The organism is Nonomuraea sp. NPDC050786, from assembly GCF_040654115.1.
Lineage (GTDB): Bacteria > Actinomycetota > Actinomycetes > Streptosporangiales > Streptosporangiaceae > Nonomuraea.
Genome location: NZ_JBFAHJ010000029.1, coordinates 56,851 through 69,985, shown reverse-complemented (window position 1 = coordinate 69,985; position 13,135 = coordinate 56,851). Strand labels below are relative to the sequence as shown.

The following is a 13,135-nucleotide window of genomic DNA, read 5'->3' as shown; positions in this document are numbered from 1 at the left end:
GATGCTGCGAGCAGAGAACCTCACCAAACGGTTCGGCTCACTGGACGTGGTGAGCAATGTCAGCTTCGCGGTGCGGGCAGGGGCGGTCACCGGCTTTCTGGGGCCCAATGGGGCGGGTAAAACGACGACGCTCCGTCTTTTCCTCGAACTCGTCCATCCCACCTCGGGCTCGGCGCTCATCGACGGCCGGCCGCTCCACGAGTGGCCGGCGCCAGGCCGTAAGGTCGGCGCGGTGCTGGACGGCCATTGCGCGCATCCCGGCCGGCGGGCCATCGACACCGTGCGCTGGGCCGCCCGGCTGGCCGGCGCCGGAACGGACGCCGAGGAGCTGCTCGGCCGGGTGGGCCTCGCCGAGGCGGCCGGCCGGCGCACCGGCGCCTTCTCCCGCGACATGCTCCAGCGCCTCGCGCTGGCCATCGCGCTGGCCGGCGACCCGGAGATCGTGATCCTGGACGAGCCCATGAACGGCCTCGACACCGAAGGCATCGCCTGGATCAAGAGCGTCCTGCGCGGCTTACGCGACGAGGGGCGCACCGTGTTCATCGCCAGCCGCCTGCTGGCCGAGCTGGAGGACCTGGTGGACGATCTGGTGGTGATCGCGCAGGGCAACGTGGTGGGCAGCGGCTCGGCCGGGGCCTTCATCGACCGCTTCCAGCCGCAGGCCGTCAGCGTCCTGTCGGACCAGCCGCAGGCCCTGGGGATCGCGGTGAGCCGGGCCGGCGGGCAGATCCTCGACACCAACGGGCAGCGGGTCCTGATCAGCGGCCTGACCTCCGCCCAGCTGGGCGAGATCGCGCGAGACGCGGGGATCGCACTGTTCGGCGTCACCGAGGAACGCGGCCCACGCGCGGCTCTGAGCCCGGACTTGAGCCCGGCGTCGGACCCGGCTTTGAGCCCGAACGTGGACCCGGCGTTGGACCCGGCGTTGGACCGGGACCTGGGCCCGGCGTTGGACCGGGACCTGGACCCGGCGTTGGACCGGGACCTGGACCCAGCGTTGGACCGCGACCTGGACCCGACGTCGGGACCGGCCTTGGGCCCGGCCTTGGACCCGGCCCTTGGCCCGGAGGTGAACACGGCCATCGCGGACGTGGCCGGGATCGGGGGCGAGGTCTGCTAAAGGCGGTCCTCAGACGACCGTCTCCGCGCCCCGCGTCCGAGACACCCGGCGCGCCCAACGGCGCCGCCCCCTTCCCCAACGGCGCTGTCCTTCCCCACGGCGCTGCCCTCCGCAACGGCGCTGCCCCTTCACAACGCGGAGCCCCTTCACAACGCGGAGCCCTTCCCCAACGGCGCTGCCCTTTCGCGACGCGGCGGCCACTGACGCGCGCCGCCGCACCGGATGCGCCGGGGAACGCGCCGCAGGAGCACTCCGCCACTGCCGCGCGCCACCGCCCCGGGTGCGCTGGTGGAACGCGCCGCCGGCGCACCCGGGGCACCCGAAGCCGCCGGCGCACCCCCGGGCGGCTCCCCGAAGCCGCCCCGTCGTTCAGGTGCCCTGGGTGGCGAGGCCGTTGCCGTTGATGAAGGCGCGGGCCATCTTGGCCCTGGACGCGGTGCGCTGCATCCCCGAGACCCGGGCGATCTCCTCAGCGGTCGCCAGGTCGTCGTAGGCGGCCTTGGGGTCGCCCAGCAGAATCCGCGTCGTACCCAGATCCAGCAGGATGTCCGACTGCACCACCCGATCGCCGATGTGGATGGCGATCTCCAGTGCCTCGATCAGCTTCGGGTAGGCCTTCTCCGGCGTCCCCGCCTTGGCCGCGTGCATGGCCACCGCGCGGCGGATGCGGGCCTCGCTGCGCAGGCTGCCCGCGTCGCGGCACAGGCGGAGCGCGCGGTCCAGGCAGTCCTTCGACGCGGCCCTCTCCCCCGAGCTGTGCAGCACCGTCGCCAGCCCGACCAGGGCCTCGGCCTCGGCGATCACGTCACCGCTGCGGTGCAGCGCCGCCACCGCCTCCTGGTAGACCTCGCGCGCCGTGATCGGGGCCTGGTTGACGCGGTCGAGGTCGCCGACCAGGCGCAAAGTCAGCCCGCGGCCGTGCTCGTCGCCCAGGCGCTGGAAGATGGTCAGCGCCTCCTCCAGGTGGCAGGCGGCGCCGGTGTGGTCGCCCACCAGCAGGGCGCGGTAGCCCAGGGAGTACGTCAGAACGGCCTGGCCGCGCAGGTTGGCCGCGTTCCGGACACTGGCCAGGGCGATCTGGTGCGACTCCAGCCAGACGTCGAAGCGGGCGCCCGCCTCGAAGAGCGCGAGCGGCGCGATGGCCAGCTCCCAGCAGGTCTCGGGGAAGGCCACGGCACGGCGTACGAGGGCGAGGTTGATGTCGATGTTCGCCTCGAACCAGGCCGAGCCGCCGCCCGTCCACGCCCGCGCCGCGGCGGGCCGGTAGCGGGGCGCCGTACCGCGCGGGATCGAGTTGTCCTTGCCGCGCATCGAGGCGTGGGCGGCGTCGGTCAGGGCCAGCCAGCCGCCGAAGGCGCGTCCCACGGCCGCGATCAGGTCCCGCTCGTCATCCTCCATGCGGGCGCGGGCGTCACCGAACCCGAGCAGCAGCTCGTGGCAGTGGTAGCGCTCGCCGCCCGCGAGGGGGGTGACGAAGTGGGTCTCGGCCAGCTCCTCCAGCAGCACCTCGGCGGTGTCCACCGACACGTCCGCGAGCGCGGCGGCGAGCGGGGCGGTGGGGTTGGTGATGCCCAGGAAGCCGATCCTGCGGATGAGCGAGCGCGACTCGGCGGGCAGGGCCTCGTATCCGGCCATCAAGGTCGGCGTGATGCTCTTGCCGCCGTACCGCAGCTCGCCGAGGATCCTCGCCGGGGAGGACAGGCGTTCGGCCAGGCGCCGCAGGGTCAGGTGCGGCCGGGCGGCCAGCTTGGCCGCCACGATGTCGAGGGCCACCGGCAGCCCGGCGCACAGCTCCACGATCCGGTTGGCCGCCGCGGGCTCGTCCTGCATCCGCTGCCGGCCCGCCCCCGCGGCCAGCAGGGTACGCGCGGCGGGAGCCTCCAGCCGGGAGACGGTCACCGTGAGGGCGTCGCGCGGCAGGGCGAGCGGCGAGCTGCTGGTCACGAGCACGGCACAGCCGGCGTGCCCCGGGAGGAAAGGCTGTACCTGCCCGGGGTCGGTCACGCCGTCCAGCACGATCAGCACATGACGTACGGCCAGGACGCTACGCAGGAAGGCGGCACGCGCTCCGATGCCCTCGGGAATCTCCTCGGCCGCCACTCCGAGCGCCGTCAGGAAGCCCGCCAGCACCTCGCCGGGATCACTCAGATCGTCGGCGAACAGCTGCCCGTCGGGGAAACGACCGGCCACCCGGTGCGCCGCCTCCAGGCTCACCGTGGTCTTGCCGACGCCTCCGGAGCCGGTGACCACCACCAGGGGCGAGGTCCCCCGCTCGGTCAGCCCCTCGATGATCTGGCGTACCTCGCCGTCCCGCCCGGCCAGCACGCCCGGACGGGCGGGCAGCTGCCTGGGCAGGTCCATGACGGGGTGCGGCAGCTCCAGCGCGGTGTCCTGGCGGAGGATCTGGAGTCTCAGGTCGCGCAGCGTGGGGCTGGGATCCGTGCCGAGCTCCTCCCGCAGCCGCTCCTCCAGGTCGGTGAAGGCCTGCAGCGCCTCACTGCCCCGCTGGGAACGGTAGAGGGCGATCATGAGCTGGGCCCAGAAGCGCTCCTTCAGCGGGTGCTGGTCGGTCAGGTGCTGGAGCTCCGCGATCACCGCGCGGTGCCGTCCGAGCTCCAGGTCCGCGTCGATGCGGGCCTCGATGGCGGCCAGCCGCCGTTCGTTCCAGACTGCCGCCTCCGCGACGAACGCCTCGCTGTCCAGGCCGGACAGCGCAGGTCCGCGCCACAGCTTGAGCGCGGCGTCCAAGGTCTTGGCGGCCTGGGCGTGGTCGCGCTTCTCGGCCAGCAGGCACGCCTGGTCGTACATGCGCATGAACACGAAGGCGTCGATGCCGTCCTCTGCCGCCTCAAGCGTGTAGACGTTGTCGTGCACGTCGATCGTCACGCCGCTGCGCCTGAGTTCGCCGACACCACGGTGGACCTGATTTCGGGCGCTCTTTGTAGGGGAGTCGCCATAGATCGCGTCAATGAGGCTGTCAACCGATGCCGACCGCGTGGGGCTCAGCAACAGATGTGCCAGCACCGCCCGCGATCGACGGGTGGCCAGCCTGATCTCACTTCCCTGTCTCCATATTGTCGGTTGCCCCAGGATTCCGTAGTGCATCAAGAGCACTTGCCCCCTCCGTCGCTCCCCGACCATCTCCCACACGGACAGCTCTGTCGTCGTTTCGGGCGTACTCACCTTGGTTGTGGCAAGTGTGACGATCACGACTTGCAGCTGACTTTCGGTTCGCCTTAAAGCCTGTTGTCTTGGCGACCTCTCGGAGGGGTTTTATCGGCAAGGGGCGTTAGATGTACGTTTGTCGCTTTCGCTGCATGATAGATGTCACATCGCCCCAATGACATAGGCGCCTACCGGGCAAAACGGCGCCAGAGTCAGACTCCTGGTATGTCCACAGAGTCGCCTATCCGAGTTCTCCTCGCCGTCGACGAGCAGCAGACTCGGCGGGTGCTGGCCGCCCTCCTCAGCCTGGAGGAGGGCATCCAGGTCATCGCCGAGATCGGACATGGGGACGACGTCGTCGGCGCGGTCCGGCGGTACCGGCCCCACGTGGCCGTCATCGACGCCGAGCCGCCCGGCAGCGACGGCCTGACCGCCGCCGTGCTGATCGGTGGCCGCTGCGCGATCGTCGTGCTGAGCAGCTTCGGCAGGCCGGGGTACCTTCGCCGGGCGATGGCCGCGGGGGTGGGGGGCTTTCTCGGCAAGGACGCCTCCGCCGACGAACTGGCGGCGGCGATCCGCAAGGTGGCCGCCGGCGGCCGGTACCTCGACACCGAGCTCGCCGCCGCCTCGATGACGACCGGGGACAGCCCGCTCTCCGAGCCAGAGCGCGACGCGCTGCGCCTGGCCGGGGGCGGGGCCACGATCACCAAGATCGCCATCGAGCTCCACGTGTCCGAAACCATGGCACGCGGGCTCGTCTCCAGCGCGATGACCAAACTCAACGCTGAGGGCCATCACGAAGCCGTCCACACCGCACGGCGACAGGGCTGGCTGTGACGCGATCCGACAAGCACATGCAGACAAGTCAAGTCGCACAGACGCGGACGGGAATCATGCACGGCGAGCGCAGTGAACGGTTTCAGCGCGACACCAACGACGAGGTCACGGTGGAAGTAAACGGGGAAGAAGTCGGCCTGGATCCGGATCGCACGCGTACCATCCGCTATCCACCGCCGAACCTGTCCAAGGAAGCGGACGAACCGCCTTCGTCTTCTGTTCCGGAGCCTCCCATGTGGTGGCAGGACTCGGGGGACGATCCTGACCGGCGGCTCGGACATTTCTCTGCGAACGATGCCGACGGGGAGCTCACGAGGAAGACGCCGCCCATCGACCCGCTGAGCTCGCTCCAAGGGCTGGGGTCCTTCCCGCCGCCGCCCACGCTCAAGCCGCCGGTCTGGAACCCTCCGGCATGGGAGCCGTCGGCCTGGACACCGCCGGCCGGGGGCCCGCCGCCGATGCCGGCCATCCCGGACCTCTCTGACGTACCGGCCCCCGCGGAGCGCCCACGCCCGGAGGCACCGGCCTCCTCGAAGCGCCTACGCCCGGAGGCGCCGACCGCGCCCGAGGCCCCCGCCACCGGAGCGCCGGGAACCGGAGCGCCCCCAGCCGGAGCGCCCATTCCCGGAGCGCCCGTCCCCGGCGCACCACGCGCCGAAATGCCGGGTGCCCGGATGCCAGGTGCCAGTGCGCCGACCGCGTCCGAGGTACCGGTCTACCCGCCACCCCAGCACGGCGAGCCCGAGGTGCCGGCCTTCCCGCCGCCCCGGCAGGGCGAGGCCGGGGCGGCGCCGTCCCCTGCGGACGTTCCGCCGGCCGGCACGTCCTCGGAGAGCCTGCGCCCGGACCGGCTGCTGCGCACGCGACGCCGCCCGCCCGTCGGTGGCTGGCGCAGGGCCGTCTTCAACCTGACCGGCGGCCTGATCCATCTCCAGGACTCCAAGGCGGAACGCCACCGCCAGGAGCTGGTCGAGCGCATCAGGCAACCGGTCGCCGCGGGCCACTTCAGGGTCGCGGTGATGAGCCTCAAGGGCGGCGTGGGCAAGACGACCACGACCATCGGCCTGGGCGCCACGCTCGCCCACCACCGGGGCGACCGCGTCATCGCGGTCGACGCCAACCCCGACCGGGGCACGCTGTCGGAGAAGCTCCGGGTGGAGTCGCCGGCCACCGTACGGCACCTGCTCAACGACCGCGCGGGCATCTGGCGCTATGCCGACGTCCGCTCGTACACCTCCCAGGCGCCCTCACGGCTCGAGGTGCTGGCCTCCGACCGGGATCCGGCCATTTCCGAGGCGTTCAACGCCGACGACTACCGCGCGGTCGCGCAGATCCTGGAGCGGTTCTACTCGATCGCCATCACCGACTGCGGCACCGGCATGCTCCACTCCGCGATGAGCGCGATCCTCGACATGTCCGACCAGATCGTCCTGGTCAGCCCGGTCACCGTGGACGGCGCCAGGTCCGCGTCGGCCACCCTCGACTGGCTGCAGGCCCACGGTCACCAGGACCTGGCCGCGAGCGCCGTGGTGGTGCTGTCGGCGGTGAAGAACCCGCGGCGGAGCGCCGTCAACCTCAACGAGCTGAAGGACCACTTCACCAAGCGCTGCCGGGCGGTGATCGGCGTGCCGTTCGACCCGCACCTGGAGCAGGGCTCGGAGGTCGACCTCGACCTGCTGCGCACCGCCACCCGGGACATGTACCTGGAGGTGGGGGCCACCATCGCCGACCGCTTCGGCCCGGGGGCGGCCTCATGACCTCCCTGCTCAGCGTCACCGACCTGTCCAGGTCGCCGGGCCTTGAGGAGGTGTCGTTCACCGTCGAGCGCGGCGAGGTCGTCTGCGTGGTCGGCCCGCCGGGCAACGGCGGCGCCACGCTGATGGAGTGCCTGGCCGGCACGGGCGAGCCGGACGCGGGCCACATCGAGATGCTCGGCGTGACGGTCGGCCCCGGTGACCGGCGCCCGCCAGGGCTGGGCGCCGCCCTGCGAGGTGAGGCCCTCCCGGCCCGGATGAAGGTCGCCGAGGCCATGCGGCTGTTCTCCCGCCTGTACGGGACGCGCGGCCTGCCGGGGCGCCTGGTCGACCTGCTCGACCTGGAGCCGCTGCTGCCCAAGCGCTTCGGCCGCCTCACCGACGGCCAGCGCAGGCGGGTCATGATCGGCCTGGCCCTGGTGGGCAACCCCGAGCTGGTCCTGCTGGACGACCCGGCCGCCGGGCTCGGGGAGGGCAGCAGGCGTCGCATCGAGCAGGCCGTCGACGAGGTGCGCGCCGCCTACGGCGGGGTCTGCGTCGTGCTCGACGACCTGGCCCAGGCCGAGCGCCTGGCCGACCGGGTGGTCCTGCTGCGCGCGGGCCGCGTACTGGCCGAGGGCACGCCGACCCGGCTGATCAAGCTGCTCGGCTCGACGTGCGTCATGGGCGTGCCCCCGCACCTGCGGGTGGACCGGCTCCGTGACGTCCGGGTGCTGCGCGGCGCGGCCGCCACCTACCTGTACGGCTCGCGCCCGGCACTGGAGGCCGCCATCCAGGACCTGTCGCCGATGAGCGGCGACCGGGTCTGGTCCATTCGCACGCCCACGCTCAGGGACGCCTATCTCACGCTGTCGGCCGTGCCCGAGCCTGCCGCCTTGGAGGCATGAGGACATGGCTGCCACAGCTCTGACGGAACGGCCCGCGGGTGACGTGCGGGTGACCGGGACGGTGTGGACCCTCGTACGCGCGCAGCTGGCGCTGCTGCTGCGCACGCCGGTCGTGCCGGCGGCCGTGTTCGCCCTGCCGTTCGCGGTGCTGCTGGTGCTGATGCTGGTCGTCGGCTTCCGCTTCCCCACGATCGAGTTCGGGGCGATGCCGGGGGTCAGGGTCATCGACCGGCTGGTGCCCGAGATGGCCGGGACGGTCGCCGCCGCGGCCGGGATCCTGGTGATCACGCTGCACCTGTCCGAGACGCGGGCCACCGGGATGCTCAGGCGGCTGCGGCGCACCCGCATGCGGGACGCGTCGTACCTCACGGCGCAGGCGATCGTGGCCGGTGCGCTGGTGGCGGCGTCCACGCTGCTCTTCATGGTCGTCACCTTCGTCATCTACGGCTTGCCCCGCTCCTGGCACCCGCTGTACCTGGCGGGCGCGCTGCTGGTGGTGACGTACTGCTCGGTCAGCGCCGGGCTGCTGCTCGGCGGCCTGCGGATGTCGCGGATCGGGGCCAGGGTCGCCGCGCCGCTCTGCTTCGCGCTGCTGTTCCTCGGCAGCGGGCTGGGCGTGCCGCGCGAGGGCTGGGAGGGCGTGGCGCCGTGGTTCTACCAGGTCACCACGGTCAACCCGCTGGCCCAGCTGAACGATTTCGTCTTCCACGCCTATCAGGGGCGGCTGGCGGAGACCTGGCCCGCCGTGGCCGGGCTGCTCGCCACCGCCGTCGTCGCGAACGTCATGACCAGGCGGGTCTTCGACTGGGAAGGTACGTCATGAGACGCGTACTGGTAAGCATGGCCGCGCTCGTCCTGCTGGCCGGCGGGTGCGCGCAGCGGGACGAGCGGCACCCCATCGCGATCGCCATCGCCGGCACCCCGCAGGCCGCCGTCGCCAAGAAGGCCGCGCCCAAGGCGGCGCCGACCGCGACGGGCGACGCGAACGACGCGATGCTCAAGCTCGCCCAGTGCCTGCGCCAGAACGGCATCGACGTGCCCGACCCCGGCTCCCCCGAGGAGAAGACGTGGAAGTACACCGGGGATCAGGCCACCCTGGAGAAGGCCGTGAAGGCGTGTGAGAAGTACGCCTCGCAGATCCCCAACCCCCTCAACGACCCGAAAGCCCGCGACCAGCTCATCCAGTACGCGCGGTGCATGCGGGAGCAGGGCATCGACATGCCGGACCCGCCCCAGGTCAACAACAACCTCGACCCCAACGACCCGAAGCTGCAGAAGGCGGCGGAGGCCTGCGCCAAGCTGATACCGGGAATGGAGGGCGGCCAGTGAACGGGGCACTCAAGGGAGCCGTGGCGGCCCTGGGCACCGTGGTCGTCGGCAGCGCGGTCACCGCGGGCGGCGTGTTCGCCTCGGCGGCGCTGTTCGACGCCGGTCCGCAGGCGAAGGCGGAGCCCACGCCGACCGCCCGCCCGGTCTCGGCCGCCACCGCGGAGATCACCCGCGGCGACCTGGTGGACGAGGAGAGCGTGGACGGCAAGCTCACCTATGCCGACAGCCGTACGATCAAGTCCGCCTCCGGCGGGACGATCACCAGCCTGCCCGCGGAGGGCCAGGTCATCAGGCGCGGCAAGAGCTTCTACGCCGTGGACCGCCGCCCGCGCGTCCTCATGTACGGCACGCTCCCCGCGTACCGGACGCTCAAGGACGGGGTCAAGAAGGGCCCGGACGTCAAGCAGCTCGAGCGGAACCTGCGCGCGCTCGGCTTCGGCCGCGGCGTGACGGTGGACAACCGCTTCACCGACGCGACGGCCCGTGCCGTACGGCGGTGGCAGAAGAAGAACGGGATGGAGCGGACCGGAAAGGTGACCACGGCGGACGTCGTCTTCCTGCCGGAGGCGGTCCGCGTCGCCAAGACGAACGTGGAGGTCGGCGACCAGGTCGGCGCCCTGCGGCCGATCCTGGACATCACCGCCACCGACCGGCTGGTCCGCATCAACCTGGACGCCGACAAGCAGGACCTCGCCAAGAAGGGCAGGAAGGTCACCGTCAAGCTGGCCGACGGCAAGAGCGTCGCAGGCAGGATCGGCCAGGTGGCCAAGGTCGCCCAGGTGGCCAAGGGCTCCGACAACCAGGAGAAGAGCGCCACGGTCGAGGTGGAGATCAAGGTCGCCGCCAAGTCGCTCGGGTCGCTGGACGAGGCGCCGGTGACCGTCGAGCTGACCAGGCAGCGGGCGAAGAACGTGCTGACCGTGCCGGTGGAGGCGCTGCTGGCGCTGCCCGAGGGCGGCTACGGCATCGAGATCGTCGACCAGGGCGTGGCCAGGCGGGTGCCCGTGCAGACCGGCGCGTTCGGCAACGGCCGGGTCGAGGTGAGCGGCCCCGAGCTGGCCGAGGGCATGAAGGTGACGGTGTCGGGCCGATGAACGTCCTGGAGATCCGCGGGGTCAGCAAGACGTACGGCCGGGTGCACGCGCTCCGCAACGTGGACCTGACCATCCGCAAGGGCGAGATGGTCTCCATCGTCGGCCCGTCCGGCTCGGGCAAGTCCACGCTCCTGCAGATCGCGGGCACCCTCGACCGGCCGACCTCGGGCACCGTACGGGTGGCCGGCTACGACGTGAGCACGCTGTCCGACAGCCAGCTCTCGGCGCTCCGCGCCCGCTTCATCGGCTTCGTCTTCCAGCAGTTCCACCTCTCCCCCAGCCTGTCCGCGCTGGACAACGTCGCCGACGGCCTGCTCTACACCGGCCTGTCCAGGCGGCAGCGGCGGGAGCGGGCCGAGGCGGCGCTCCAGCTCGTGGGGCTCTCCCACCGCCTGGGGCACCGGCCGAACCAGCTGTCCGGCGGGCAGATGCAGCGGGTGGCGGTCGCCCGCGCGGTGGCGGGGCGGCCTCCGCTGCTGCTCGCCGACGAGCCCACCGGCAACCTGGACTCCGAGGCGGGCGCCGAGGTGCTGTCGCTGTTCCGGACGTTGAATGCGCGGGGCATCACGATCGCGATCATCACGCATGACACCGAGGTGGCCATGGCCTGTCCGCGGCGCATCCGCGTACGCGACGGCCTGGTCAGATCCGAGGTCTCATGACGGCGGAAGTGCGGGGGGATTCATGAGCACGGCGCTGCGCCCGGCGCGGCTGCGGACGACGGACATGGCCAGGCTCGGCACCTCGGGCCTGCGCGCCAGGCCGGCCCGGGCGATCCTCGCCGCGCTGGGCATCGCGATCGGCATCGCCACCATGGTCACGGTGGTCGGCATCTCGGCCTCCAGCCAGGAGAAGCTCCTGCGCCAGCTCGACGAGCTCGGCACCAACCTGCTCAGGGTCTCCCCGGGGGACAGCCTCTTCGGCGACAAGGTCAAGCTCTCCAAGAATGCCGCCGAGATGGTCAAGCGCATCGACGGCGTCACCAGCGCCGGCCAGACCGCCGAGACCGGCACCACGGTGCGCCGCAACGACCTCATCCCCAGCGGCATCTCGCTGGGCATCACGGTCCAGGCCACCAGCCTCGACCTGCTCACCACGCTCGACGGCCGGGTACGCCAGGGCACCTGGCTCAACGCCGCCACCGAACGCCAGCCCGTGGTGGTGCTGGGCGCGGTGGCCGCCGAACGGCTCGGCCTGCTCACCCCGAACGCCCAGGTCTGGATCGACAACAGGTGGTTCACGGTCATCGGCATCCTGGACAGGACGCCGCTGGCCGAGGAGATCGAGCGGTCGGCGCTGGTGGGCTTCCCGGCGGCCAAGGAGTACCTCAATCATGACGGCCACCCCACCACCGTCTACGAGCGCTCGGCCGACGAGGCGGTGGAGAGCGTGCGGGCGGTGCTGGCCCGCACGGTCAGCCCGGAGAACCCGAACGAGGCCAAGGTGAGCCGGCCGTCGGACGCGCTGAAGGCCAAGGCCGCCGCGGCGGGCGCGTTCACCGGGCTCATGCTCGGGCTTGGAGCGGTCGCCCTGTTCGTCGGCGGGGTGGGGGTGGCCAACACCATGGTGGTCGCGGTGCTGGAGCGGCGCAGGGAGATCGGCCTGCGCAGGTCGTTCGGGGCCACGAGGGCTCAGGTACGCAACCAGTTCCTGGTCGAGGCGCTGCTGCTGTCGGCCTTCGGCGGCGGGGCCGGGGTGCTGCTGGGGGCGCTGGCCACGTTCGTCTATGCCCAGCTCAACGGGCTGCCGACGGTGGTGCCGCTGTGGGCGCTGGGGGGCGGGCTGGGCATCACGGTGGTGATCGGCGCGCTGGCGGGCATCTATCCGGCGCTCCGCGCGGCCCGCGTCCCTCCGACCGTGGCCCTGAGCACCTGACAGCGCTCCCACCGGCGCTGCGGGCGCTCCGCCTCCGGCCGATGCTCGGGCCTCTCAGGATCTCGCCCCGCCGGTGACGGGGCGGCCGCGTACACGTGCGCCTCCTGCACGCGCCCGGGCCACCGCCTGCGGACCCTCCCGCTCCGTGGTCGCCGTGTGGAGTGGCGGTCAGGCCACCTTGTGCGCGGCGTCCAGAGCCGCCAGATGCTCCGCCGGCAGGCGCAGCGCCCCCGCGGCCACGTTCGCGACCAGGTGGTCGGGGTCGCCGGTGCCGGGGATCGCCAGCACGTGCGGCCCGCGGTGCAAGGTCCACGCCAGCCGTACCTGCGCCGCGCTGACCCCGAGCTCGCGGGCGACGTGCAGCACCGCGTCGCTGTCGGCGCCGCTCGCACCCGCCTCCCGTCCGGCGGCGGCGATCGCGAAGAACGGCACGAAGGCCACTCCCTGCTCGCCGCAGGCGCGCACGAAGTCGTCCTGGCCGGGCCGGACGCCGATGCCGTAGGAGTTCTGGACGCACACCACCGGGGCGATGGCCTGGGCCTCGGCGAGCTGATCCGGGCCGACGGCGGACAGGCCCAGGTGGCGGATCAACCCGGCCTCGCGGAGCTCGGCCAGCGCGCCGAAGTGCTCGGCGATGGAGCCAGGACCGGTCACGCGCAGGTTGACCACGTCGAGGTGGTCGCGGCCGAGCTGGCGGAGGTTCTCCTCGACCTGGCCGCGCAGCTGTCCGGGGGTGGCGGGCGGCAGCCACTCGCCGGAGGAGTCCCGGGCGGGTCCGACCTTGGTGGCGATGACCAGATTGTCGGGGTACGGGGCGAGCGCGTGGTTGATGAGCTCGTTGGCCGAGCGCAGCGGCGAGAAGTAGAACGCCGCGGTGTCGATGTGGTTGACGCCCAGCTCCACCGCACGCCGCAGCACGGCGATCGCACGGGCGCGGTCCATCGGGACGGCGTCGGCCGTGAGCGCCTGGCCGTGCTGGGCCAGCCGCATGGCGCCCAGGCCGACGCGGTTGACCGTCAGGTCGCCCAGTTGCCAGGAGCCCGACGCCGCCGCGGTGATCTGTTCTGAGGACAT

The 13,135-nt window shown here is 72.2% G+C and carries 11 protein-coding genes; 9 read left to right on the top strand and 2 right to left on the bottom strand.

Annotation, left to right across the window (positions count from 1 at the left end; all coding sequences use genetic code 11):
• Window position 1: 1 nt before the first annotated feature.
• Window positions 2-1,120, top strand: coding sequence for an ATP-binding cassette domain-containing protein (locus tag AB0H84_RS39390; RefSeq protein WP_357616457.1), 1,119 nt, complete (start codon window positions 2-4; stop codon window positions 1,118-1,120).
• Window positions 1,121-1,489: 369 nt separating this feature from the next.
• On the opposite strand, the gene AB0H84_RS39385 is transcribed toward AB0H84_RS39390, so the two are convergent.
• Window positions 1,490-4,006: a BTAD domain-containing putative transcriptional regulator gene (locus AB0H84_RS39385; protein WP_357616454.1), complete on the bottom strand. Its 2,517-nt coding sequence runs from the start codon at window positions 4,004-4,006 to the stop codon at window positions 1,490-1,492.
• Between the two features lie 504 nt (window positions 4,007-4,510).
• On the opposite strand from AB0H84_RS39385, the gene AB0H84_RS39380 reads away from it, so the two are divergent.
• From AB0H84_RS39380 to AB0H84_RS39345, 8 genes are all read left to right on the top strand, one after another.
• A complete protein-coding gene (locus tag AB0H84_RS39380; RefSeq protein ID WP_357616452.1) occupies window positions 4,511-5,122 on the top strand; it encodes a response regulator transcription factor in 612 nt (203 codons plus the stop codon).
• Window positions 5,123-5,796: 674 nt separating this feature from the next.
• A complete protein-coding gene (locus AB0H84_RS39375; protein WP_357616449.1) occupies window positions 5,797-6,879 on the top strand; it encodes an AAA family ATPase in 1,083 nt (360 codons plus the stop codon).
• Entirely contained in the window at window positions 6,876-7,763 is an 888-nt protein-coding gene (locus AB0H84_RS39370) for an ABC transporter ATP-binding protein (protein ID WP_357616447.1), read from the top strand. The genes AB0H84_RS39375 and AB0H84_RS39370 overlap by 4 nt, the downstream gene beginning before the upstream one ends.
• A 4-nt stretch (window positions 7,764-7,767) precedes the next feature.
• Window positions 7,768-8,586 (top strand): ABC transporter permease, encoded by an 819-nt coding sequence (locus AB0H84_RS39365; RefSeq protein ID WP_357616444.1) that lies wholly within the window; start codon window positions 7,768-7,770, stop codon window positions 8,584-8,586.
• Entirely contained in the window at window positions 8,583-9,092 is a 510-nt protein-coding gene (locus tag AB0H84_RS39360; protein WP_357616441.1) for a hypothetical protein, read from the top strand. Before AB0H84_RS39365 ends, AB0H84_RS39360 begins: the two co-directional genes overlap by 4 nt.
• A complete protein-coding gene (locus AB0H84_RS39355) occupies window positions 9,089-10,186 on the top strand; it encodes a peptidoglycan-binding protein (protein WP_357616438.1) in 1,098 nt (365 codons plus the stop codon). Before AB0H84_RS39360 ends, AB0H84_RS39355 begins: the two co-directional genes overlap by 4 nt.
• Window positions 10,183-10,848 carry an ABC transporter ATP-binding protein gene (locus AB0H84_RS39350; protein ID WP_357616435.1) on the top strand — a complete coding sequence of 222 codons (666 nt, stop codon included), beginning with the start codon at window positions 10,183-10,185 and terminating at the stop codon, window positions 10,846-10,848. The genes AB0H84_RS39355 and AB0H84_RS39350 overlap by 4 nt, the downstream gene beginning before the upstream one ends.
• 22 nt (window positions 10,849-10,870) lie before the next feature.
• Window positions 10,871-12,061 carry an ABC transporter permease gene (locus tag AB0H84_RS39345; protein ID WP_357616432.1) on the top strand — a complete coding sequence of 397 codons (1,191 nt, stop codon included), beginning with the start codon at window positions 10,871-10,873 and terminating at the stop codon, window positions 12,059-12,061.
• A gap of 168 nt (window positions 12,062-12,229) precedes the next feature.
• Here the strand turns inward: AB0H84_RS39345 and AB0H84_RS39340 are convergent, their stop codons facing one another.
• Window positions 12,230-13,135: an oxidoreductase gene (locus AB0H84_RS39340; protein WP_357616430.1), complete on the bottom strand. Its 906-nt coding sequence runs from the start codon at window positions 13,133-13,135 to the stop codon at window positions 12,230-12,232.